Here is a 23,167-nt window from a genome sequence, read left to right on the forward strand (position 1 = left end):
CTATTAAAAACAGTAAAAAACGAACGTTCGGGAATAGAAGGGCTGGATTTTTCCGTTTTTTATTTATACACTTAACGAGTATTTCGGAGGACAGATGTCAAACACGAAGATTGCTGTTGTAATGGGATCAGTTTCTGACTGGGAAACGATGAAAAATGCGGTCAATATTTTGAAGGATTTTGGAGTTGAGATTGAAAAACATGTTATTTCCGCACACAGAATGCCTGACCAACTGAGTGAATTTTCCAAAGGAGCTCGTCAACGAGGTCTGCAGATGATGATCGCTGGTGCTGGTGGTGCAGCTCATTTACCTGGCATGCTGGCTGCCAACACAACCCTTCCAGTAATTGGCGTTCCGATTCAATCGCATGCTTTAAATGGTTTGGATTCTCTTTTGTCGATTGTACAGATGCCGGCCGGGATTCCGGTTGCCACGACGGCGATCGGTAATTCCGGCGCTAAAAATGCAGCTTACTTGGCTTTATCGATTCTTAGCCTGCAAGACCAAGAAATTGAAAATAAATTAATCATGTTTCGTCGGGAGCAGACAAAAAAATCACTTGAAAGCGATGCACAGCTCAATGATTAAAAGAACGATTTTACCACCGGCAACAATCGGAATTATTGGTGGTGGACAATTGGGACAAATGATTTCACTGTCAGCTAAATCAATTGGTTATCATGTTGGTATTTTGGATCCTACTGAACAGTGTCCGGCCGGGCAGGTTTCTGATTTTCAGATCGTGGCCGGGTATGGTGATGAAGCGGCATTAACCGAGTTGGCTGAAAAATCGGATCTGCTGACTTATGAATTTGAAAATGTCGATCAAGATGTTTTGGCACGTGTTCAAAAAAGAACCGGGGTCCTAGTCCCTCAAGGTGTCAAATTGTTGACGGTGACTTCAAATCGAATCAACGAAAAAAATTTTCTTCGAACACACGGCTTGCCGACAACCGATTTTGCAAAAGTTGCTTCGCCCGCGGAACTCAAAGTAGCGGTAAAAGAGCTTGGCTTTCCAGCAATTTTAAAAACTGTTTCTGGCGGTTATGACGGTCACGGGCAGTGGGACATCAATTCGGAACAGGATGTTAAAAATATGCTTGAAAAATGGCCAAAAAATCTGCTAGCTATTTTAGAAAAAAGGGTTGATTTCGTTAAAGAAATTTCTGTCATGGTTTCTCGTGATAATTGTGATCAAGTTAAACTCTGGCCTATTACCGAGAATCAACATAAAAATCATATCCTGCATCTTTCCTATGCTCCTGCTTCTATTACAGATTCCGTAGTTCAATCGGTTAAAAAAGAAGTTAGCAAATTAGCAAACGAAATTAATTTGTACGGTGTTTTGGGAGTTGAAATGTTTCTTCGCCCTGATGGAAAAATTTTAATTAATGAATTGGCGCCAAGGCCGCATAATTCCGGTCATCTGACGATCGAAGGCTGCAATATATCACAATTTGAAGGTCATGTTCGTTCAATTTGCGGATTGCCGATTCAAGGCCCACTTCTAATAAAACCCGCTTTGATGCGAAACTTATTGGGCGACGATCTGGCTAAAGCTCGAAATGATCTTGTCAATCATCCTGAATGGTATTTCCACGATTATGGAAAAGCGGAAATTAGACCGCAAAGAAAAATGGGTCACATAACTGTTTTAGGCGATGAGGCAATTAAAAAGTTGAAAGTGTGGAATAAATGACTGAAAGTCTTTTATATTCTGGTAAAGCAAAAAATATGTTTCAAACTGACGATCCAGAGATCGTCCATATTCATTACAAAGACCAAGCGACTGCTTTGAATGGAAAAGTCAAAGAGAAAATCGAAGGAAAAGGACAATTAACTTCGCACATTTCGGCTTTGTTGTTTAACTACTTAACTGTTCAAGGAATCGAAAATCATTTTCAAAAAGAATTGGAAAACGGTGATGCTTTAGTTAGGAAAGTTAAAATTGTTCCCTTGGAGGTTGTAACTCGTAATTTTGCTGCCGGCCATTTCGCTTCGCGTTTCAATGTGCCGATGCACAAAGCTTTAAAGCCGGCTGTTCATGAATTTTATTTTAAATCGGATTCTTTGGATGACCCTTTTATTGATAACGAACAAATTCTAGCATTGGAAATTGCCGATAAAAAAACTATCAGCCAAATGAAAGAAGAAGCTGAGCTGATCAACCAAAAACTGATCAACCTGTTTGATCAAATCGGAATTACCTTAATCGATTTCAAAGTTGAATTTGGGTTCACTAGTCAGGGAAAACTCTTGCTTGCTGATGAACTTTCTCCGGACAATATGCGCTTGTTGGATAAAGAAAGTGGCAAATCGCTTGATAAAGATGTTTTTCGTCAAAAAATCGGTGATGTCAGAATTGGTTATCAAACCGTTTTGGATCGTTTGAATAACAAATTAATTGCAGGGGAAAATTAAAATGTTTTTAGCAAAGATCTACGTTACTTACAAGCCTTCAATTCTCGATCCACAGGGTGAAGTCATAAAATCGGCTCTTCATCGCCTTGATTATACAGACGTTAATTCGGTTATGCAGGGAAAATACTTCGAAATAAAACTTGAGGCAAAAGATCAAAGGGCAGCGGCAAAAGAAATTGAGGAATTTTCTGACGAATTATTGATCAATGTCAATATGGAAACTTTCACTTATAAATTAAGCGAAATATCTTCGGTGGAGGAATAAAAATGAAGGCTGCAGTTCTTGATTTTCCCGGATCCAATTGCGATTTTGATATGTATTATGCATTGATTGATTTTGGGATTGACGCAAAAATAATCGATGCCCGCCAAAGTAATCTGGATGATTATGATGCCATCTTTTTACCGGGGGGATTCTCGTATGGAGATTACTTAAGAGCAGGAGCAATTGCTCGTTTTGCTCCGGCAATGGAAGCTGTTAAAAAAGCTGCTGATCAAGGTCGGTTTGTCGTTGGAATTTGTAATGGTTTTCAAATCTTGACTGAAGCCGGGCTTTTACCGGGAGCTTTGAGAATGAATGCCAAAGCAGGATTTATTTATGATCAGGTTTTGCTGAATGTTGAAAACGACAATTCGCTTTTTACAAAGAACCTTTCTCGACAACAACTTTTATTGCCAATCGCCCATGCCGGTGGCAATTATTATGCCGATCAAGAAACTTTGACAAAACTACATGCCAACCGACAGATAATTTTTACATACCAGGACAACCCGAACGGTTCAATTGACGATATTGCCGGAATTGTCAACGAGAAAGGAAATGTTTTTGGAATGATGCCGCATCCGGAACGAGCCGTCGATCCATTACTTGGGAATATCGATGGTCGTCCGTTCTTTGAATCGATTCTACAGACAAGTGGGGTTTTAAATTAATGTCAATAGCTGCTAATCCACAACTTAAATCAGCAGAAGAGGTCAAATCAGAACGCATTTATGCACAGTGGGGTCTTACCGATCAAGAATTTAAAATAATTGAAAATGAAATGGGCCGTTTGCCGAATTATACCGAGACAGGTTTATTTTCGGCCATGTGGTCGGAGCATGCTTCTTATAAAAAATCCAAACCAATTCTGAAAACTTTTTGGTCAAAAAACGAACGTGTTTTGCAGGGACCCGGGGAAGGAGCTGGAATTCTCGATATTGGCGATGGCCAGGCAGTTGTTTTTAAAGCCGAAAGCCATAACCATCCTTCTCAAGTTGAACCTTACCAAGGAGCTGCGACTGGAGTCGGTGGTATTTTACGGGATATTTTTTCGATGGGTGCTCAACCAATTGCGGTTTTAGATTCGCTAAGATTTTCAGAGATTAAAAATGAACAGACCAAATCTTTAATCGATGGAGTAATTGACGGAATTGCCGGCTATGGAAATGCTATCGGTATTCCAACTGTTGGCGGCGATGTTGCTTTCGATGATGCCTACGAAGGTAATTTGCTCTGCAATGTTATGTCTATCGGTTTGCTTGATCATCAGGATACGATCAAGGTCGGGCAAGCACACGGAAAAGATAATTCGGTCATTTATGTTGGGGCCAAAACCGGACGCGATGGAATCAATGGTGCTACTTTTGCCTCAACTGAGTTTTCTTCCCAAGAAGAATCTCAACGTTCCGCTGTCCAGGTTGGCGATCCTTTCATGGAAAAACTAGTAATGGATGCGACTATTAAAGCCGTCAGAGAAATGCCGGAAGCAGTAATTGCGATTCAGGATATGGGCGCAGCCGGAATCTTGTCCTCTTCGTCTGAAATGGGTGAAAAAGGTGGTTCTGGAATTTGGCTTGATTTGGATAAAGTTCCGGTGCGAGAAAAAGGAATGATACCTTATGAATTGATGCTTTCCGAGTCACAGGAACGAATGTTGTTGGTCGTTGCTCAAGGCCGGGAAAAAGGAGTGATTGATCTTTATAGAGATGCCGGCCTGGATGCTGTAGCCATCGGTAAAGTGACCGATGACAGTCGTTATCGTTTATCTTTTCAGGGGGAAACAGTTGCTGATCTTGATATAAAACTGTTAACCAAAGCACCTTCTTACAAACTGCCAAGTAAGCTGCCGGTCCATATTAAAAAGGCCAGTCAACAACAATATCAACCAAAAATTTCTAACCCGCTTCAAATTATTATGCAAATTCTTTCTCAACCGACGATTTCATCGAAAAAGTTTTTTTATCGTCATTTCGATTCAATGGTAAGAACCGATACTGTCGTGAAACCGGGCGGTGATGCTGCCGTAATCAGAATTCGCGGAACAAAAAAAGCCTTGTCGCTGGCAACTGATGTTAATGGGCGTTACGTTTACTTGGATCCATATCGTGGCGGGCAGATGGCAATCGCAGAAGCGGCCCGCAATGTTGTTTCGACCGGTGCTTTGCCAATTGGAATTACCGATTGTTTGAACTTTGGCAATCCGGATAATCAGGAAGTTTATTATGAATTGGAACAATCTGTCGCCGGCATAAATAATTTTGCCAAACAGCTGAATACCCCGGTTGTTTCCGGCAACGTATCGCTTTATAACGAAACCGACAATCGGGCCGTTTATCCAACGCCGATGATCGGGATGGTCGGTTTGATCAGGGATAATCGCAAAATCACAACGATTAATTTCAAAAAGAATGGTGATCTGATTTATTTAATCTGATCTACCGGCAATGACTTTAATGGATCCGAGATTCAAAAGTTGCAGACGGGAAAAATCTCGGGAAAATTATTCGACTTTGATGCCGATGCTGAATTAAACAACCAAAAATTAATCTTAACAGCGATTGAGGCCGGCTTATTGAAATCCGCTCACGATCTAAGCGAGGGAGGACTGATTGTCGCTTTGCTTGAATCGGCTTTTGAAACAAGCTTTGCTTTTGATGCCAACCTGAAACTCGATGATGCACAGCTTTTTGCGGAAACGAATGGTCGTTTTATTGTCACAGTTGAGCCAGAAAAAGAACCGGTTTTTGAAAAAATGGCCGGTGATCAGGCTGAATTGATTGGTCGGGTAACTGACAGAAATCATTTTCAAATCAAAACGGATCAAAGCAGTTTTTCGATTGATAAAGAAGAAGCGACCAAAACCTGGAAAAATTCGATCGCGAATTTAATGGAGTAACGAGGATAAAATGACGGAATTGCAAACTGCAACAGATTTTCGTGGACTGAATGAAGAATGTGGTTTATTCGGCGTTTGGGGATTGCCGGAGGCTGCCCAAACAACTTTCTATGGTATGCATGCCTTACAGCACCGTGGCCAGGAGGGTGCTGGAATTGTTTCAAACGACAATGGTCGCCTTTGGCAGCACCGCGATCTCGGCCTGCTATCGGACGTTTTCCGTAATCCGGAGAAAATTGCCAGTCTAAAAGGGAACTCGGCAATTGGTCACGTTCGTTATGCAACTGCTGGTACTCACGGAATTGAAAATATTCAACCTTATTTAGTTCATTTTAACGATTACCAAATCGCCTTTGCTCATAATGGCAACATTACAAATGCCTTGACTTTAAGAAAACAGCTCGAAGATACCGGGTCGATTTTTCAATCTTCATCGGATTCGGAAATTTTGCTGCATTTAATTCGTCGCTCTCATCAGAATTCAATGAAAGAAAAAATTGCTGAGTCTTTAAGACAACTTCACGGAGGCTTTGCTTTTCTTCTGTTGACTCCCGATGCTCTTTTCTCTGCTCTTGATCCGCATGGTTTTCGCCCTTTCTGTATTGGGAAATTGCCCGGCGGACAATATGTAGTTGCCTCTGAAACAGCTGCCTTGAATATGACTGATGCTGAATTTGTCCGCGATGTTCAACCGGGAGAATTGATCGCCATTAATGATCAAGGAATGCAAATCGATCATTATACAGATAATGTGACTTTAAACATTGATGCGATGGAATATATTTATTTCGCCAGACCTGATTCAACGATTTATGGAGTCAATGTTCATATCGCGCGTAAGCATATGGGCCGTTGTCTAGCTCGCGAACAGCCGGTTTCTGGGGCCGATATTGTTGTTGGGGTTCCCAATTCTTCTTTGTCAGCGGCCCAAGGTTATGCCGAGGAAGCTGGTTTGCCAAACGAAATGGGGCTGGTTAAAAATCAATATATCACTCGAACCTTTATCCAGCCAAATCAAGATAAACGCGAGCGGGCAGTACGAATGAAACTTTCGGCCATCAAAGAAGTTGTTAATGGAAAATCAATCGTTTTGGTTGATGATTCGATCGTTCGTGGTACTACTTCTATGTATATTATTCGTATGTTGAAAGATGCCGGGGCTAAAGAAGTTCATGTTCGGATTGCTTCACCGGCTTTTAAGTATCCCTCCTTTTATGGCGTCGATATGCAAACAACAAACGAATTGATGGCCGCGAACCATAGTTTGGAAGAAATGACCGAAATGATTCAGGCTGACTCTCTGGCTTTCTTGTCTGTTCAAGGCCTTGTCGATTCGATTAATTTGAAGACACCATATAATGGCAATGGTCTCACAACTGCTTATTTTGATGGTCATTATCCTTCGCCAATCTATGATTATCAATCCTCTTTGCAGGACAAGGTTGATGCCGGACTGGTTAATTTCGATCCCGAACCGATTGCTGTTATGCCAGAAATATTTTCTGTTAGGAAAGGTATTTAAAATGGTTGACGCGTATTCTCTCGCCGGTGTCGATATTCAGGCCGGTAATCAGGCAGTCAAAAAAATGTCGACAGCTGTTAAATCGACTTATAACGACCAGGTTCTCGCCGGTGTTGGCGGTTTTGCTTCTCTTTTCAAGTTTCCGGGAGGATATAGTAAACCAGTTTTGGTTTCCGGAACAGATGGTGTCGGTTCGAAACTTTTATTGGCTCAAGCCGCTAATGAACACCAATCAATTGGTCAGGATTTAGTTGCAATGGTTGTAAACGATCTGTTGGCTCAAGGCGCTAAACCACTTTTTATGCTTGATTACATTGGTATTGACAAAGTTTCATCGGATAAAGTGGCCGAAATTGTTAGCGGAATTGCCAAAGCCTGTCGACAGTCAAAAATGGCTTTAATTGGCGGCGAAACGGCCGAACTTCCCGACATGTATTTTAAAGACGAATATGATCTAGCTGCTCTTGCAGTTGGTGTTGTCGAAGAAGATAAAATTTTAAATGGCAATCGACTTCAGGTTGGAGACACGCTGCTTGGAATAGCTTCAAATGGTCTGCATTCCAACGGTTACAGTTTGGTTAGAAATTTATTGCTCACTCGGGCAAAAAAGACTTGGAGTCAATTAGATGATTCTTTACAAAAGGAATTATTAAGACCCACTCGTATTTATGTAGCATCGCTGATTCCGCTCTTGAATAACAACAAAATCCATGCACTGTCGCATATTACCGGCGGCGGCCTTCTGGAAAATGTTCCGCGAATGTTGAGCAACCAAACAGCTGTCGAAATTAATTGGGGTAGTTGGCCGATTCCGGAAATTTTTCAGAGACTGCAGGAAACCGGTAAACTTTCTAACCACGAAATGCTGGAAACATTCAATTTGGGTATCGGAATGGTTGCCGCTGTTTCGGCTGACGAATCTGCTGAAATAATGAACCAACTTAAAAAAAGTGGTGAAAAAGTCTATCAAATCGGAAAAGTTGTTTCCCGAGCAAAGAGTCAGCAAATAATCAATTTTAACGGAAACGAACCATGGAAAGAAAAAGCATGAATCCGATTAGACTAGCCGTTTTTGCCTCCGGAAACGGAACGAATTTTACGGCTCTCGTTAATTATGCGAAAAAACAATTGCCGAACGTAGAAATCGTTCGTCTGATTGTTGATCATAAGTATGCTTTTGTTGTTCAGCGAGCAAAAAAACTTGAAATACCCTCGACTTATATTGATTATCGAAAGTTTAAAGACAAGGCCGCTGCCGAAACTGAAATTATTGGCCGCTTAAAAGAAGATCAGGTTAGTGGGATTCTGCTTGCCGGTTTTATGCGAGTTATTGGTCCGGATTTATTATTGGCCTTTCCAAACAGAATTATCAACATTCATCCGGCTCTTTTACCAAGTTTTCCAGGTCGCCATGGAATTGAAGATGCATTTGAGTATGGTGTCAAAGTAACTGGGGTAACAATTCACTATGTTGATAATGGAGTCGACTCGGGGGAAATAATTGCTCAAGCCCCTGTGAGAATAAAAGAAAGCGACAATTTGGAAAGTTTGGAAAAAAGAATTCATCGATTGGAATACAGATTATATCCGCAAACGTTAAGGCAACTAATTAAAAAAGGAGTTTTCACAGTATGAAAAGAGCATTGCTAAGTGTGTCCGATAAAAGAGGGTTGATTGATTTTGCCAAGGGCCTGATTAAAAATAATTACGAAATAATTTCGACCGGTGGAACTTTAAAATTTTTGACGGAGGCTGGTGTTAAAGCGAAGGCCGTTGAAGAAATTACCGGTTTTCCCGAGATATTGAATGGAAGAGTAAAAACACTTCATCCAAAAATTCATGCCGCATTACTTGCCAAAAGAGAAAATTCCGAACATATGAAGACTTTGGAGGAACACCAGATTACGCCGATTGATTTACTGGCAGTTAATCTTTACCCTTTTAAGGAAACGATTGAAAAAAAGGATGTTTCCTATGGCCAAGCAATTGAAAATATCGACATTGGCGGACCGTCGATGCTTCGTTCTGCCGCTAAAAATGCTCGAGATGTAATTGTTGTTGTCGATCCGGATGATTACGATTCAATATTAAAAGCAATTGCAAACGACGATCTTAGTCATGACTTTCGACGACATTTACAAGCAAAAACTTTTCGTCATACGGCAGCTTACGATGCCTTGATTGCCGATTATCTTTCCAAAGAAGAATATCCAGAAAAGTTAACGTTAACTTATGACAAAGACTTCGATTTGCGTTATGGTGAAAATCCTAATCAGACCGCAGCCGTTTATGCCGATGCCATTCCGAAAGCTTATTCGATTCTGCAGGCGAAAATTCTTCACGGCAAGAAGTTGAGTTACAACAATATTAAAGATGCCGATGCCGCTTTAAGGACGATTGCCGATTTTCAAGATCAACCGACAGTTGTGACCTTAAAGCACATGAACCCGGCTGGGATTGGCCAGGCAATCACAATTGAAAAGGCCTGGGACAAAGCTTTTTATGCTGACGATATTTCTATTTTCGGTGGAATAGTTGTTTTAAACCGGGAAGTCGATTTAGCCACTGCACAAAAAATGCACACAATTTTTCTTGAAATTATCATTGCACCAGGTTTTAGCGAGGAAGCTTATCAAATTTTGGCAAAAAAGAAAAACTTACGTTTATTGACCGTAGCTATGACCAACACATTACCAAAAGAACTGGAGCTTACTTCAGTTCTCGGCGGAGCAGTTGTTCAAGAAATGGATAGATTAGTTGAAAACGCTGCTGATTTTGAGGTCGTTTCATCTGCTAAACCGACCGATGAGCAGTTGGAAGCCTTGGTATTTGCTCAAAAAGCCGTTAAACATGTTAAATCGAATGCGATTTTAATTGCTGCACAAGGTCAAACATTGGGCATTGGTGCCGGTCAGCCAAATCGAATCGATTCGGTTAAAATTGCCTTCAAACATGCAGAAGCCAAAAAGAATTTTGATCAGGCCGTTTTGGCTTCGGATGCTTTTTTTCCAATGGACGATTCGGTCGAATTTGCCGCTGAGCATGGAATTAAAGCGATCGTTGAACCAGGTGGATCGATCAAGGACAAAGATTCGATTGCGATGGCAGATAAACTTGGCGTGGTTTTGGTTTTCTCACATAATCGTCATTTTAGACATTAAGGATGATGGAAAATGGCTAAGGTTTTAATTATTGGTGCTGGTGCGCGTGAACACATTTTGGCAAAGACTTTCTTTAAAAGCCCTCAAGTCGATCAGGTTTTTGTTGCTCCCGGCAACGAGGGGATGATTGAAGAACGAATTAAGATTGTCCCGATTAATATCGATGATCTTAAAGGGATGGTTGATTTTGCAAAAAAAGAAAATATCGATCTGACTTTTGTTGGCAGTGAGGAACCTTTGGTTCTCGGAATTGTTGATGAATTCAAGAAAGCCGGCCTAAAGATTTTCGGACCGAATAAAACTGCAGCCCAACTCGAAGGATCCAAATCATTTGCGAAATCGATTTTAAAAGAAGCGAATGTTCCAACGGCTGCTTTTTCGATAGTTCGATCTTTATCAGAAGCACGGAGAGCTCTTGTTAAACACGATTTTCCAGTTGTCTTCAAACTTGACGGATTGGCTGCCGGAAAAGGTGTTTCGGTTATTTCTTCTTGTAAGCAGGCGGAAGATTATATAGTAAATTTATATAAAAATAATTCAAATACGAAATTGTTGATTGAAGAATTTATGCAGGGTCCCGAATTCTCACTCTTCAGCTTGGTCGGCAAAAATAATACAGTTGTTCATACACCAATTGCTCAGGATCACAAACGCCGTTTTGATGGCGACAAGGGTCCAAATACTGGTGGAATAGGGCCTACAGTCCGGTTGCTCAAATACCTTTCGCGATTATCGAAAAAGTGATTAAATCGATTGTCGAACCAGTCTTAAAAGTAATGCAGGATAAAGGCAATCCTTTCACCGGTGTTTTGTATACCGGATTGATGCTGACTAAAAGTGGCCCTAAGGTTATCGAGTTTAATGTTCTCTTTGGCGATCCTGAGGCGCAAGTTGTTCTGCCACAATTAAAAGGTGATTTTTATCAAATGATTATCGATCTGATGGATGGCCGAAAACCCTTGATCGAATGGCAAAAAAAAAGAAATTTATTTGGCTGTTGTGATTGCTGCCCCCGGCTATCCTGATAATGTTGATAAGGGATTTTCAGTTCCGTTATTAGATGATTTGCCGTCGGATTTACAAATTGATTATGCTGCAGTTAAAAAAGATGGCCATAATTTGATATCTAGTGGTGGTCGGGTGGCCACGATTGTCGGTCATGCAAAAAAATTCAATTAGCGCAAAAAGATGTTTATTCCTATTTGGATCGAAGCAATTTACAACTTGCCTATCGTCACGACATTGCCAATCAACTAGCAAAATTTGAAAGAGATAATCAATAAAAATCATTAATTTATTCCAATCTGTTTTCGTCGGAAATAGGCTTGCATTTAAACTTATTTCTGGTAAGATAAATAGCAACCAAGCAGGTATATCGTCGGATAATGGCTGACAGTTTCTACCCAACACCAATGTTGGACTATCTGTGGATGTCTTTTTGGCGTCTGCAGCGACTTCTTGAAGCTTTCTGCGGATGCCTTTTTGTATAGATAAAGACGAGGATAAATATGACAGATTTTTCAAATAAATACACTAAACTCGGTTTGACTTTTGACGATGTTTTGCTCATTCCGGCCAAGTCGGAAGTTACTCCTGATCAGGTACAACTGGGAACCGATTTAACGCCAAGCCTGCATTTGAATATTCCGATTTTAAGTGCAGCGATGGATACAGTGACCGAAAGTCCAATGGCAATTCAATTGGCTTTGAACGGCGGCTTGGGTGTTATCCACAAAAATATGCTCTTGACCGAGCAAGCTAAAGAAGTATCCAAGGTTAAACAAGCTGTAATTGATTTTGATAAATATCCGGACGCGGCTACCGATGAACATGGAAGACTAATTGTTGCTGCTGGTGTCGGTGTAACCAACGATACCCTTGACCGGGTTAAGGATTTAGTCGAAGCCGGCGCCGATGCAATTATTGTTGATTCTGCCCATGGACATTCAGAAGGCGTATTAAGAAAAATCAGAGAAATTCGTGAAACATATCCTACCTTAAATATTATTGGTGGCAATATCGCTACCGGAGCTGGTGCTCAGGCTATTTTCGAGGCTGGAGCGGATGTTGCCAAAGTCGGCATTGGCCCCGGATCGATTTGCACAACCCGGGTGGTTGCTGGTGTCGGTGTTCCCCAAATTACAGCAATTACTGATGCTGCCGAAGTCGCTTCCAAGTATAAAAAAACAATCATTGCCGATGGCGGCGCTAAGTGGTCTGGAGATATTGTCAAAGCAATTGCGGCTGGCGGAAACGCCGTGATGCTCGGTTCAATGCTAGCCGGTACTCAAGAAGCACCTGGCGAAGTGATTGTCGGCGAGGACGGCAACAAATATAAGACATATCGCGGCATGGGCTCAATGGCCGCGATGCAAAACGGTTCCAAAGATCGTTATTTCCAAGGTGAAGTCAAAGAGGTCAATAAATTGGTCCCTGAAGGAATTGAAGCTGTGACTGCTTATAAGGGAACAGTCGACCATGTTATTTTTGAAGATTTGGGCGGTTTGAGGGCCGGAATGGGTTATACCGGATCAGCTACTATTAAGGATTTAATTGAAAACGCTCAATTCGTCAGAATTACTAATGCTGGTTTGGTTGAATCTCATCCTCATGATGTTCATATAACCAAGCAAGCTCCAAATTATGTTTGCGTATGATAATGTTCGTGTTCTAATCGCATATAGTAAAACACGTCGAGGACAACGACGTGTTTTTATTAATATTTAGGAACTTAGGAGAATTTCATGGCGGGAATTGTCGTAGTTGGCTCCCAATGGGGAGACGAAGGAAAAGGTAAAATTGTTGATTTATTGTGTCAAACAGCTGATGTAGTCGTTAGATATCAAGGCGGTGACAATGCCGGACATACAGTCTATCATCAAAACGAGAAATTTGAGTTGTCTTCTTTGCCGGTTGCAATCATTAATCCAAATCATTTAGCAGTAATCGGTAATGGAGAAGTGGTTAATCCAAAGGCTCTTTTACTGGAAATGAAAATGTTAAAGGAACGTGGTCTTGATATATCCGGATTAAGAATTTCCGATCGGGCTCACGTTATCATGCCTTACCATATTGCTCTGGATGCACTTTGTGAGCAGGCTAGTGGCGGAAGAATTGGTACTACCAAAAAAGGAATCGGACCGACTTATGCGGATAAAATCAATCGTCGAGGAATTCGGATGGTTGATTTAGTTGATCCAAAATCTTTTGCTGAAGTATTAAAAGAATTTTTACCCGAAAAAAATAATGAAATTACCAAATTATATGGTGGCCAGGCTTTTGATTTTCAAATGATTTACGATGAATATGTCGAATATGGTCGCCAGTTGGAAAAATATGTGACCGATACAACTGTTTTACTTGATAAATTATCTCAGGAAGGCAAACGGATTATTTTCGAGGGAGCTCAGGGAATCATGCTTGATATCGATCATGGAACTTATCCATACGTGACTTCCTCAAATCCAGTCGGTGGAGGTGCGGCCGTTGGCAGCGGAACCGGACCAAATAAAATCAATCAGGTTGTTGGCGTTGTTAAAGCCTATACTTCACGAGTTGGGGAGGGTCCTTTCCCAACCGAATTGAAAAATGAAATCGGTGATAAAATTCGCGAAACTGGACATGAATACGGTGTGATCACCAAGCGCCCGCGTCGAATCGGTTGGCTTGACGCAGTGGCCTTACGACATTCTGTTTTGGTTGCTGGAATTACACAATTATCAATCAATTCGCTGGATGTTTTATCTGGATTGAAAGAGATTAAAATCGCGACAGCCTATAAGGTCGACGGTCGGACCTTGGATCATTTTCCTACTAACTTGAGAATCCTGGAAAATGCTGTTCCGGTTTATGAAACGATTCCCGGCTGGTCTGAAGATATAAGCGAAGTTCAGCGCCGCCAGGATTTGCCTGTTAACGCTCAGAATTATTTGAATCGGATTGAGGACTTGTTAAAAACACCAATCTTGGCTTTTGCCGTTGGACCGCATGCCGAACAAACTCATTTGCTGAAAGACCCTTGGTCGGAAGATAAAGAGGTTTTGCATACAATATGATTGATCGCTATACGAAAGCTGAAATGGGTGCGATTTGGGAACTGAAAAATCAGTACCAAACTTGGTTGGAAGTCGAAATAGCCGTTGATCAGGCTTGGGCAAATTTTGGTAAAATTCCCCAAGCCGATGTTGATGCAATTAAAAATAAGGCAACTTTTGATGTCGATCGAATTGCCGAAATCGAAGCAAGGACACATCATGATGTCGTTGCTTTTACTCGCGATGTTTCCGAATCGCTTGGACCGGAAAAACGTTGGATCCATTTTGGCCTGACTTCGACCGACGTTGTTGATACGGCTCAGGGCCTTCGCTTGAAACAAGCCAACAAAATTATTAAAAATGATCTAATTGCTTACTTGGCCCAGATTAAAGAAATGGTACTTAAATATAAGACTACTGTCATGATGGGAAGAACACATGGCGTTCATGCCGAACCAACAAGCTTTGGCCTGGTTTTGGCTCGTTACTACGAAGAAACCAAACGGAATATCGAGCGTTTTGATCGAGCTTCAAAAGCAGTTGAGACTGGTAAACTTTCTGGGGCTGTCGGCACCTTTGCTAACGTCCCGATGGAAGTCGAAGAGGACGCTATGAAACAGCTTGGGCTAACGGCCCAGCCAATTGGATCACAAGTTTTGCCTCGTGATCTTCATGCTGATTATATTAATTGCATCGCTTTGATTGCGACCGGCATTGAAAATTTTGCTACAGAGATTCGTGGTCTCCAGCGTTCCGAAATACATGAAGTCGAGGAAAATTTCGCGGCTGGTCAGAAAGGTTCTTCGGCGATGCCACATAAAAGAAATCCAATTGGATCGGAGAACATGACCGGTCTGGCGAGGGTTATTCGCGGGCATATGGAAACAGCTATGGAAAACATTACTTTGTGGCACGAAAGGGATATTTCCCATTCTTCGGCTGAACGGATAATCCTTCCCGATACGACGATTTTAATTGATTATATGCTTCAGCGTTTTACAAATATTTTAAAGGGCCTGGCTGTTTTTCCGGAAACAATGAAAAATAATATGAAAAAAACCTACGGTTTGATTTATTCTCAGCGCTTGCTTTTGAAATTAATCAATGCAGGGATGAGTAGAGAAAAATCTTACGATACTGTTCAGCCGTTAACAGCTCGTTCCTGGGACGAACATCTCATGTTTAAGGATTTGGTAGAAAAGGATCCACTGATTAGTTCAAAACTCAGTCAAGCGGAAATTGATGATGCTTTTGATTATCGATATCATTTAAGAAATGTTGATAAAATTTATGCACGACTGGGATTGGAGGAAGCATGAACGCATTAGTTAGTCATCCTGCCATTAAAGGTGTTTTGGCTACGGAAACCGATATCTCGGCAGTTGTTCAACGGATTGCCGACCAGTTGGATGCCAAGTTTTCTCAATCGAGCCAGCGGCCTCTGTTTATTTCAGTATTAAAGGGGGCGGCAATTTTTACGACCGACCTGCTGAGAAAAATGACTCTGGATGTGGATCTGGATTATATTGACGTTAAATCTTATAATCATGCACAATCAACCGGCAATATCCGTGTTACACATGATGTCGATACAGATTTGACTGATCGAGACGTTGTGATTGTTGACGAGATTGTGGACACGGGTCGGACGATGAAATGGCTGACAGATTACTTTAAATTAAAGGGTGCTAGGTCAATTACGACGGTTGTTTTAACGGATAAAAAAGACGCCCGAATTTTAGATGTCGAGATCGATTTTACCGGTATTCAGGTTCCTAATGAATTTTTGGTTGGCTATGGTATGGATTACAACAGTTATTTTCGTAATCTTCCCGTGATTGCAGTTATTGATACAAATAAATTGGATACGATTAAATAAAATGATAGAACTTGAAAAAAAATATGATAAGATCCTTGTCCTTGATTACGGTAGCCAATATAATCAGCTGATTACTCGCCGAATTCGCGAGTTTGGTGTTTTTTCAGAACTGAAATCAAGAAAAATGACAATTGATGAAATTAAGGATTATGTTCCAAAAGCAATAATTCTTTCCGGGGGGCCAAAATCAGTTTATGCCGATGACGCTTTTACGATTGATCCGGAAATTTTTAGATTGGGAATCCCGATTCTTGGTGTTTGTTACGGCATGCAGTTAATGGCTTATGTTTTGCCTGGCGGAAAGGTTCTTCCTAATGATGGCAACGGCGAATTTGGTCAGGCTGCTCTGCATTTTGATGAAAATTCGCTTTTGTTTGCTAATACGCCGGAAGGACAGAAAGTACTGATGAGCCACGGAGACTCGGTTGAAGCGGTACCGGAAGGTTTTGTCGTTGCGGCTAAGACGGATAAGACAAAAATTGCCGCTATTGCCGATGACGATAAGAAACTTTACGGTGCCCAGTTTCATGCCGAGACGACCTTATCCGAGTATGGGAATCAAATTTTAAAGAATTTTGTTTTTAAAATCGCCCAATGCCAAGCAAATTGGCAAATGAAAGATTTTATCAATGACCAAATTGAGAAGATCCGCACTGAAGTCGGCAATAAAAAAGTTCTTTTAGGTCTCTCAGGTGGAGTCGACTCTTCCGTAGTGGCTGTTTTACTTCACAAGGCAATTGGCCGGCAATTGACCTGCATTTTTGTAGATCATGGTTTATTGAGAAAAAATGAGGCCAAACTGGTAATGGAATCATTAGCCGGTAAATTTGGCTTAAACATTATAAAAGTCGATGCTCAAAAACGTTTTTTGGATAAATTAGAGGGAATCAGCGAACCTGAGCAAAAACGGAAAATTATTGGCAAAGAGTTTATCGAAACCTTTAATGATGAAGCGAAAAAGCTGGATGGGATTGATTTTTTGGCGCAGGGAACTCTTTATACGGATGTAATTGAATCCGGAACCGATACTGCCCAAACAATTAAGTCGCATCACAACGTTGGCGGTTTGCCAAAAGAAATGCATTTTAAATTAATCGAACCCCTGCGTACTCTGTTTAAAGACGAGGCCCGTAAACTTGGCGAAGAAATGCAAATGCCACATGCTTTGGTCTGGCGTCAACCATTTCCCGGCCCAGGATTGGCAATTCGAATTTTAGGCGAAATTACAGAAGAAAAGTTGGCTGTTGTGCGTGATTCCGATGCGATTTTGCGCGATGAGATTGCCAAAGCCGGTTTAGAAGATTCAGTTTGGCAATACTTTACGATTTTGACCGGTCTGCGCTCGGTCGGTGTCATGGGCGATGGTCGGACTTATGACTGGACAATTGCGATTCGGGCAATTACTTCCGTCGATGGCATGACAGCTGATTTTGCCAAACTGCCATGGGATCTGCTGGGCAAAATTTCTGAACGCATTGTCAACGAAGTTGGTCACATCAACCGCGTAGTCTACGACATCACGAGCAAGCCGCCGGCAACGATCGAATGGGAATAAATTAAATAGATTGTTTAGGTAGACTTAAGGCTTTTTAGGGGGATTTGAGAGTATTTGGGGACCTTTAAAAAAGTAAAATGATCGATTAGAATACATGGCTGTTTGCCAAATTTTTTTTGCATTTTATATTCACACGTATGTGATGAAGAAATAGGCGTTTAAATGGATATTATTGCAACATCGAGCAGGTGATTCCCGATTTGTTTATATATGCAAATTCAAAGAATTGCTATAGGGAAATCAATTTTTTCGACTATTTATTATCACAGACCTATATTTCGATTAATTACAACAAAACATGAAAAAAAGAATAAAAATGCAAAAATTTCGGGAAAAAATATTGGTAATTTTTTCATATGTATATTTGTGTGAAGGACATGGATAGAGCAATAAATTTCTATGAATTATTGCTGGATCAAAAGGTAAGCGAGAGAGATTCTGTTTTAGCATTTTCAATTTCTAACATAATAGACTTTGTCTGTTTAATCCCCCAAAAGTAATCGAGAGACATATTTGGGGTAATAATTGTTTACCGAGTTTTCAAGTTAACAAAATGGAATTATTGCTGAAACGGATTGATGAGTTGAGCGTTCCTATCGGATTTCTTTTGACGAAAGTTTGGTCTTATAGTTTAAAGATAGCGAAGGGGATGTATTGCAAACAGATGAATTGTTTTTTTGGTCTCTTTTTGGATAATAATATTTTTTTTTAATGATAAATGGTTAATCGTTTAACATTTTTGCCTTGAAATCGGGTAAAATAATTCTTGTTATTTTTTTGTCCTTGGGGGAAATATGGTCGCAAAAAGTAAATTACTAGGATCTGTGGAGGCCGGCGGCACGAAGTTTGTTTGTGCCGTAGCCGATAGCAATTTTAATATCGTTGATCAAATAAAATTCAAGACATCTAATCCACACGATACCTTGCTGCAGACGATTAATTTTTTTCAAAAATTTGAAGTATCTGCGATCGGTGTTGGTTCCTTTGGACCAATCGGAATCAAAGAAGGCTATGACGATTATGGTTTTATTACGAAAACGCCAAAAGTCGGCTGGTCTGATTTCGATTTCATCGGAACCTTGAAGACAGCAATTAATGTACCGATCTTTTTTACAACTGATGTCAATTCTTCGGTCTATGGAGAATATCAGTTCGGAACTGTTAAAAAGGACCAGACACTGGTTTATTTTACTCTCGGCACCGGCGTTGGTGTCGGTGTCATCCAGAGCGGCCTATTCGTCGGCGGACGTTCTCATCCGGAAATGGGACATATCATTTTGCGTAAACATCCCGATGATACAAATTTTGCCGGAGTTTGTCGTTTTCACGGTGATTGCCTTGAGGGACTTGCTTCTGGGCCTTCTTTAGAAGCAAGAACAGGAGTCCGTGGAGAAAATATTTCCGATGATGATCCGGTTTGGGATATTATTGCTTATTACATCGCTCAAGCTGCTTGGTCGGCAACTTTATCCTTCCGACCGGATAAAATTATTTTTGGTGGTTCTGTTTCCAGCCGACCAGGCCTATTGTATAAGGCTCGGCAACAGTTTGAACAAATGAGCAATGATTATTTGCCACTTCCCTCATTGGATGATTACATTGTTCGTCCAACGATTGAGAATAATGGTTCGGCAACCTACGGTAATTTTGCGCTGGCTCTTTTTGCCTTGCAAAAAGCCGAAAATATCAATCTTTGATCGAACATCTTTTGATTTAATCGAGATTAATGTCTATTAAATTGCTTCTTTTTAAGGCTAAAATTTTATAAACGTTCGAGTTTTGCTGTTTTTATCTTCAAAAAATTGTATTCTATTTTGTATGAAGCGAATTTTTATCATTAGACACGGGCGAACTGAATGGAATTTAGAAGAGAGATTTCAGGGAGCTAATGGGGATTCGCCGCTTCTAGAATCAAGCAAAAAGGATTGCAGGGATTTGGCCGCTTTTCTCGACCATTTTTCATTTTCGGCTGTTTATACGAGCCCGATTAAACGAGCTAGAAGAACGGCTGAGATAACATTGGCCGATTCAAAGAAACATTCCAAAGAAAGAATCATCGATGATGAAAATTTCCGCGAGCTTGCTTTTGGCGATTGGGAGGGTTTGACGAAAAAACAGGTTGTTAACAAGCATCCCGAGCTTTTCGCCAAATTAATCGCCAGAGAAGATGATCCACGTTTTTTACATTTTGGCGTTGAAAATTTTTCCAAGGCAAGGGAACGTTTTAAAACAGGAATTATTCACCGCATTAAAGAAATTAACGATGATGAAAATCTTTTGATTTTTTCTCACGGATCTATTATTCAGCTCGGAATTAAAGCATTAACTGGAAATGAAAATATTTCTTCGTTAAAAAATACCTCGACTTCGATTTTGCAGACGACAGATGATGAGCATTTCACGATTGAAAGCTATGACGAAGTCGGTTATTTGAAGGAAATTAATACCAAGGGAAATACAACACTTATTTGAGGAGAAATATGTTTCAGTTAGAAAAGTATCACACGAATGTCAAAAGAGAAGTCATTGCCGGTTTTACGACTTTTCTATCAATGGTTTATATTTTCTTTTTAAACCCACAGATCTTAGGACAAACCGGTATGCCGAAAAAGGGCGTTTTTTTGGCTTCGATTATCGTTTCGACGATCGGAACATTATTTATGGGATTGTTTGCCAATGTTCCTTTTGCCTTGGCTCCTGGAATTGGCATGCAGGCCTATTTCACCTACACAATCGTTTTTGGTTTTCATTTTAAATGGCAGCAGGCTCTGGCAATCGTTTTTTTGGTTGGGACTTTTGATTTAATTATTACTCTGACGCATGGAAGACGGGCGATTGTTAAAGCGATCCCCGTGGAGCTAAAAGCCGCAATTGCCGGCGGGATTGGCTTGTTTGTTACTTATATCGGCTTAAAGAATGCCGGATTTATCAATTTCATTATCGATAAAACCGATGTTATTTCCGGCTGGGGAACATCTTCGATGATTGGCAATGGCAGCGTTACACCCGAGATGGCCAATTTCAATCAGACTCCGGTAATCCTGGCACTAATCGGTTTGTTGATTCTGATCGTTTTGTGTTTGCGGAAAGTTCCCGGCGCTTTTTTGATTTCAATGATCTTAACAACATTGATCGGTATCCCAATGGGGGTCACTAATACGGATATCTCTTGGGGACAATCACTTTCGGAAACTTTTTCTGAGTTTTCAAAAGTCTTTCTGGCTTCGTTCTCCAATCAAGGTATGCCAACTCTTTTCACTAATTGGCACGCTTTCTTGTTAACGCTTGCGACTGTCTTTGCGATGGGTTTGACCGGATTATTCGATGCGATCGGAACTCTACTTGGAATCGGCGAACAGACACAGATTTTTACAAAAGAAGATCAGCGCGAGTTTGCTGAAAATCGTGCTGGTTTCAAAACTCGAATGGATCGCGCTCTGTTGGCTGATACTGTGACGACCACCAGCGCTGGGCTACTGGGTACTTCCAATACAACGACTTTTATTGAATCTGCTTCTGGAATTGCCGCCGGCGGGAGAACTGGCTTGTCCAATCTCGTAACAGCAGCAGCATTTTTGCTGACAATTTTCTTTGCTCCTTTTGTCTCTGTAATTCCAAATGCCGCTACAGCGCCGATTTTAATTTTGGTCGGTATTTCAATGATGGGCGAATTCAAAAAAATTGAATGGGGCGATCTTGAAATTGCTATTCCATCGTTCTTTACTTCTGTATTTATGGCCTTGTCTTATTCGATTTCTTATGGAATTGCTGCCGGATTCATCTTTTATATTTTTGTAAAAATAATCAAAGGAAAGTTCAAACAGATTAATCCGGTTGTTTTGATCATTAGTCTGATGTTTTTGGTGAACTTCATTCTAATTGCCTTTAGATTTGCTGACTAAAGAAAGTATGAATTTGTTAATAAATATGGCAGAATATCAGTATGTGTTACCTTTATGATGTTTAATCGATTACAAAAGATTTGATTAAAATAGGAGCAAAAATGCTGACAGAAAAAAGTCCAATCCACGTAAATTCAGAAATTGGCAGATTGAAGACAGTTATACTTCATCGGCCCGGGAAAGAAATCGAGAATTTGACGCCTGATATAATGGGACCTTTGTTGTTTGATGATATTCCTTATTTATTGCTTGCCCAAAAAGAACATGATAATTTCGCTGATACCTTGCGAAAAAAGGTGTTGAAGTTTTGTATCTCGAAAGGTTGGTTGTTCAAGCTTTAGAACCTGTCTAGTATCTGCTGAATCTGGTAGAATTGTGGAAAACCGACTGAGGAGTTTGTCATGCCAGATTATCCAAGCAATATTTCTCGAGCGCAATTTGCGTTAATACAACCTGATTTAGAAAACTTCCGCAAGCATACAAGACCGCGTCGTTATGATCTTTATGACGTATTCAATGCCATCCTTTACTCGCTTACTACAGGGTGTCAATGGCGTGAATTACCGCACGATTTCCCGGAATGGCACACTGTCTACCGCTATTACGATATGTGGCGAGATAAACCAGACCCGACAGCTGATTCGCTATTAGAAAGGCTTTTAAAAAAACTGTTGCTTCCTATCGCTTTGCACAGGGCCGATCGGCCCGAACGTCGTTTGTGATTGTTGATGCTCAAAGTGTTAAAACCACTGATTTAACGAAAAATAGTGGCTACGATGGCGGCAAAAAGATTTCAGGGATTAAGCGTCATATGGTGGTTGATATTAATGGTTTACCACAAGCCATTCTCGTGACACGAGCTAATGTATCAGATCGTTCAGGTGCATTGGCTATGTTTAGTTTGGCTAGCCAAAATTTAGAGCTGGTTCAGCATGTCATGGTTGATGGTGGCTACACTGGCAATGACTTTGCGGATCAGGTGAAGCTCATTTTGAATGCTAAGACGACGGTAGCTAAACGCAACGAGTTGCATATGTTCACGGTGTTACCGCAACGATGGATCGTTGAACGTTCATGGAGTTGGCTAGACAAATGTCGGCGACTTTGGAAAAACTGTGAACGTGCCCTTAACAGCAGTCTTCAAATGGTTGTATTGGCCTTCCTGAAGATAGTTCTTAAAAGATACTAGACAGGTTCTAAAAAAGAAAGACATCAAGGCAACCGCGGGTCGATTCAAATCGCCGTGTTCGCCAGCAGTGACGCGCCGCGCAAGGTGAAGAAGCTGGCGCCTTCTTTGATCACAGTCCGGAAGGTCATGTCGGCGGAGTTGAACACGACTTTCTTGTTGGCAATGAAGGCAAACAGCACGCTGAGGACCCAGGCGATAATGCTCGCCCAGAACCACGGCATCGCGAGGTGAGTCTGGCCGAAGAACAGCACCACATTAATGCCGGTGGTGAGGCCCCCAACAATCAGGTAGCGCAAGGCTGTACCGTATTTGCTGTAAAGGGTAGTGATTGGTTTTTCCATAAAA

General features: G+C 41.0%; 19 protein-coding genes, 3 pseudogenes and 1 riboswitch. Of the genes and pseudogenes, 21 read left to right on the forward strand and 1 reads right to left on the reverse strand.

Annotated elements, in window-relative coordinates:
- The first annotated feature begins 94 nt into the window (after positions 1–94).
- The 21 genes and pseudogenes from purE (at position 95) to J3U91_RS04705 (ending at position 22,822) form a co-directional block, all read left to right on the forward strand.
- Positions 95–589: a 5-(carboxyamino)imidazole ribonucleotide mutase gene (purE, locus tag J3U91_RS04605; protein WP_002818982.1), complete on the forward strand. Its 495-nt coding sequence runs from the start codon at positions 95–97 to the stop codon at positions 587–589.
- A complete protein-coding gene (gene purK / locus J3U91_RS04610; RefSeq protein ID WP_002818980.1) occupies positions 582–1,700 on the forward strand; it encodes a 5-(carboxyamino)imidazole ribonucleotide synthase in 1,119 nt (372 codons plus the stop codon). The genes purE and purK overlap by 8 nt, the downstream gene beginning before the upstream one ends.
- A complete protein-coding gene (purC, locus tag J3U91_RS04615) occupies positions 1,697–2,422 on the forward strand; it encodes a phosphoribosylaminoimidazolesuccinocarboxamide synthase (protein WP_002818977.1) in 726 nt (241 codons plus the stop codon). The genes purK and purC overlap by 4 nt, the downstream gene beginning before the upstream one ends.
- Before the next feature lies 1 nt (position 2,423).
- On the forward strand, positions 2,424–2,687 hold the full coding sequence (gene purS / locus J3U91_RS04620; RefSeq protein WP_002818976.1) for a phosphoribosylformylglycinamidine synthase subunit PurS: 264 nt from the start codon (positions 2,424–2,426) through the stop codon (positions 2,685–2,687).
- 2 nt (positions 2,688–2,689) lie between these two features.
- Positions 2,690–3,355 carry a phosphoribosylformylglycinamidine synthase subunit PurQ gene (gene purQ, locus J3U91_RS04625; RefSeq protein WP_002818975.1) on the forward strand — a complete coding sequence of 222 codons (666 nt, stop codon included), beginning with the start codon at positions 2,690–2,692 and terminating at the stop codon, positions 3,353–3,355.
- Positions 3,355–5,580: pseudogene (purL, locus tag J3U91_RS04630) on the forward strand (phosphoribosylformylglycinamidine synthase subunit PurL). Before purQ ends, purL begins: the two are co-directional and overlap by 1 nt.
- A gap of 10 nt (positions 5,581–5,590) precedes the next feature.
- Positions 5,591–7,102, forward strand: a complete 1,512-nt coding sequence (gene purF / locus J3U91_RS04635; RefSeq protein WP_002818972.1) for an amidophosphoribosyltransferase — start codon at positions 5,591–5,593, stop codon at positions 7,100–7,102.
- Between the two features lies 1 nt (position 7,103).
- A complete protein-coding gene (gene purM, locus J3U91_RS04640; RefSeq protein ID WP_002818971.1) occupies positions 7,104–8,153 on the forward strand; it encodes a phosphoribosylformylglycinamidine cyclo-ligase in 1,050 nt (349 codons plus the stop codon).
- The gene (gene purN / locus J3U91_RS04645) at positions 8,150–8,737 is read left to right on the forward strand and encodes a phosphoribosylglycinamide formyltransferase (RefSeq protein WP_002818970.1); all 588 of its coding nucleotides are present in this window, start codon (positions 8,150–8,152) and stop codon (positions 8,735–8,737) included. The genes purM and purN overlap by 4 nt, the downstream gene beginning before the upstream one ends.
- Complete coding sequence (purH, locus tag J3U91_RS04650) at positions 8,734–10,263, forward strand: bifunctional phosphoribosylaminoimidazolecarboxamide formyltransferase/IMP cyclohydrolase (protein WP_002818969.1); 1,530 nt, start codon at positions 8,734–8,736, stop codon at positions 10,261–10,263. The genes purN and purH overlap by 4 nt, the downstream gene beginning before the upstream one ends.
- A gap of 12 nt (positions 10,264–10,275) precedes the next feature.
- A pseudogene (purD, locus tag J3U91_RS04655) lies at positions 10,276–11,546 on the forward strand (phosphoribosylamine--glycine ligase).
- 65 nt (positions 11,547–11,611) lie between these two features.
- Positions 11,612–11,706: riboswitch (purine riboswitch) on the forward strand.
- Between the two features lie 65 nt (positions 11,707–11,771).
- Positions 11,772–12,920 (forward strand): IMP dehydrogenase, encoded by a 1,149-nt coding sequence (gene guaB / locus J3U91_RS04660; protein WP_002818965.1) that lies wholly within the window; start codon positions 11,772–11,774, stop codon positions 12,918–12,920.
- Between the two features lie 87 nt (positions 12,921–13,007).
- Positions 13,008–14,318: an adenylosuccinate synthase gene (locus J3U91_RS04665; protein WP_002818964.1), complete on the forward strand. Its 1,311-nt coding sequence runs from the start codon at positions 13,008–13,010 to the stop codon at positions 14,316–14,318.
- On the forward strand, positions 14,315–15,616 hold the full coding sequence (purB, locus tag J3U91_RS04670; RefSeq protein WP_002818957.1) for an adenylosuccinate lyase: 1,302 nt from the start codon (positions 14,315–14,317) through the stop codon (positions 15,614–15,616). Before J3U91_RS04665 ends, purB begins: the two co-directional genes overlap by 4 nt.
- A complete protein-coding gene (gene hpt / locus J3U91_RS04675; protein WP_002817151.1) occupies positions 15,613–16,176 on the forward strand; it encodes a hypoxanthine phosphoribosyltransferase in 564 nt (187 codons plus the stop codon). Before purB ends, hpt begins: the two co-directional genes overlap by 4 nt.
- Position 16,177: 1 nt before the next feature.
- The gene (gene guaA, locus J3U91_RS04680; RefSeq protein ID WP_002818955.1) at positions 16,178–17,731 is read left to right on the forward strand and encodes a glutamine-hydrolyzing GMP synthase; all 1,554 of its coding nucleotides are present in this window, start codon (positions 16,178–16,180) and stop codon (positions 17,729–17,731) included.
- Positions 17,732–18,525: 794 nt separating this feature from the next.
- Entirely contained in the window at positions 18,526–19,428 is a 903-nt protein-coding gene (scrK, locus tag J3U91_RS04685; RefSeq protein WP_002818951.1) for a fructokinase ScrK, read from the forward strand.
- Positions 19,429–19,549: 121 nt separating this feature from the next.
- The gene (locus tag J3U91_RS04690; protein ID WP_002818949.1) at positions 19,550–20,203 is read left to right on the forward strand and encodes a histidine phosphatase family protein; all 654 of its coding nucleotides are present in this window, start codon (positions 19,550–19,552) and stop codon (positions 20,201–20,203) included.
- 8 nt (positions 20,204–20,211) lie between these two features.
- The gene (locus J3U91_RS04695; protein WP_002818948.1) at positions 20,212–21,633 is read left to right on the forward strand and encodes an NCS2 family permease; all 1,422 of its coding nucleotides are present in this window, start codon (positions 20,212–20,214) and stop codon (positions 21,631–21,633) included.
- Positions 21,634–21,734: 101 nt separating this feature from the next.
- Positions 21,735–21,976: pseudogene (locus J3U91_RS04700) on the forward strand (arginine deiminase family protein); the annotation flags it as partial.
- A 58-nt stretch (positions 21,977–22,034) separates the two neighbouring features.
- A protein-coding gene (locus J3U91_RS04705; protein ID WP_100067454.1) for an IS5 family transposase occupies positions 22,035–22,822 on the forward strand; the annotation gives its coding sequence in 2 pieces (ribosomal slippage) (positions 22,035–22,302 and positions 22,302–22,822; 789 coding nt in all).
- Positions 22,823–22,866: 44 nt separating this feature from the next.
- On the opposite strand, the gene J3U91_RS04710 is transcribed toward J3U91_RS04705, so the two are convergent.
- The gene (locus J3U91_RS04710) at positions 22,867–23,163 is read right to left on the reverse strand and encodes a GtrA family protein (RefSeq protein WP_002819931.1); all 297 of its coding nucleotides are present in this window, start codon (positions 23,161–23,163) and stop codon (positions 22,867–22,869) included.
- Between the last annotated feature and the right edge of the window lie 4 nt (positions 23,164–23,167).

The sequence above is a fragment of the Oenococcus oeni genome, from assembly GCF_020510245.1.
Lineage (GTDB): Bacteria > Bacillota > Bacilli > Lactobacillales > Lactobacillaceae > Oenococcus > Oenococcus oeni.

What these genes read in the sequence shown, in the direction of transcription:
- purE (WP_002818982.1), top strand. Translation starts at nt 95, where the DNA reads ATGTCAAACACGAAGATTGCTGTTGTAATGGGATCAGTTTCTGACTGG.
- purK (WP_002818980.1), top strand. Translation starts at nt 582, where the DNA reads ATGATTAAAAGAACGATTTTACCACCGGCAACAATCGGAATTATTGGT.
- purC (WP_002818977.1), top strand. Translation starts at nt 1,697, where the DNA reads ATGACTGAAAGTCTTTTATATTCTGGTAAAGCAAAAAATATGTTTCAA.
- purS (WP_002818976.1), top strand. Translation starts at nt 2,424, where the DNA reads ATGTTTTTAGCAAAGATCTACGTTACTTACAAGCCTTCAATTCTCGAT.
- purQ (WP_002818975.1), top strand. Translation starts at nt 2,690, where the DNA reads ATGAAGGCTGCAGTTCTTGATTTTCCCGGATCCAATTGCGATTTTGAT.
- purF (WP_002818972.1), top strand. Translation starts at nt 5,591, where the DNA reads ATGACGGAATTGCAAACTGCAACAGATTTTCGTGGACTGAATGAAGAA.
- purM (WP_002818971.1), top strand. Translation starts at nt 7,104, where the DNA reads ATGGTTGACGCGTATTCTCTCGCCGGTGTCGATATTCAGGCCGGTAAT.
- purN (WP_002818970.1), top strand. Translation starts at nt 8,150, where the DNA reads ATGAATCCGATTAGACTAGCCGTTTTTGCCTCCGGAAACGGAACGAAT.
- purH (WP_002818969.1), top strand. Translation starts at nt 8,734, where the DNA reads ATGAAAAGAGCATTGCTAAGTGTGTCCGATAAAAGAGGGTTGATTGAT.
- guaB (WP_002818965.1), top strand. Translation starts at nt 11,772, where the DNA reads ATGACAGATTTTTCAAATAAATACACTAAACTCGGTTTGACTTTTGAC.
- J3U91_RS04665 (WP_002818964.1), top strand. Translation starts at nt 13,008, where the DNA reads ATGGCGGGAATTGTCGTAGTTGGCTCCCAATGGGGAGACGAAGGAAAA.
- purB (WP_002818957.1), top strand. Translation starts at nt 14,315, where the DNA reads ATGATTGATCGCTATACGAAAGCTGAAATGGGTGCGATTTGGGAACTG.
- hpt (WP_002817151.1), top strand. Translation starts at nt 15,613, where the DNA reads ATGAACGCATTAGTTAGTCATCCTGCCATTAAAGGTGTTTTGGCTACG.
- guaA (WP_002818955.1), top strand. Translation starts at nt 16,178, where the DNA reads ATGATAGAACTTGAAAAAAAATATGATAAGATCCTTGTCCTTGATTAC.
- scrK (WP_002818951.1), top strand. Translation starts at nt 18,526, where the DNA reads ATGGTCGCAAAAAGTAAATTACTAGGATCTGTGGAGGCCGGCGGCACG.
- J3U91_RS04690 (WP_002818949.1), top strand. Translation starts at nt 19,550, where the DNA reads ATGAAGCGAATTTTTATCATTAGACACGGGCGAACTGAATGGAATTTA.
- J3U91_RS04695 (WP_002818948.1), top strand. Translation starts at nt 20,212, where the DNA reads ATGTTTCAGTTAGAAAAGTATCACACGAATGTCAAAAGAGAAGTCATT.
- J3U91_RS04710 (WP_002819931.1), bottom strand. Translation starts at nt 23,163, where the DNA reads ATGGAAAAACCAATCACTACCCTTTACAGCAAATACGGTACAGCCTTG.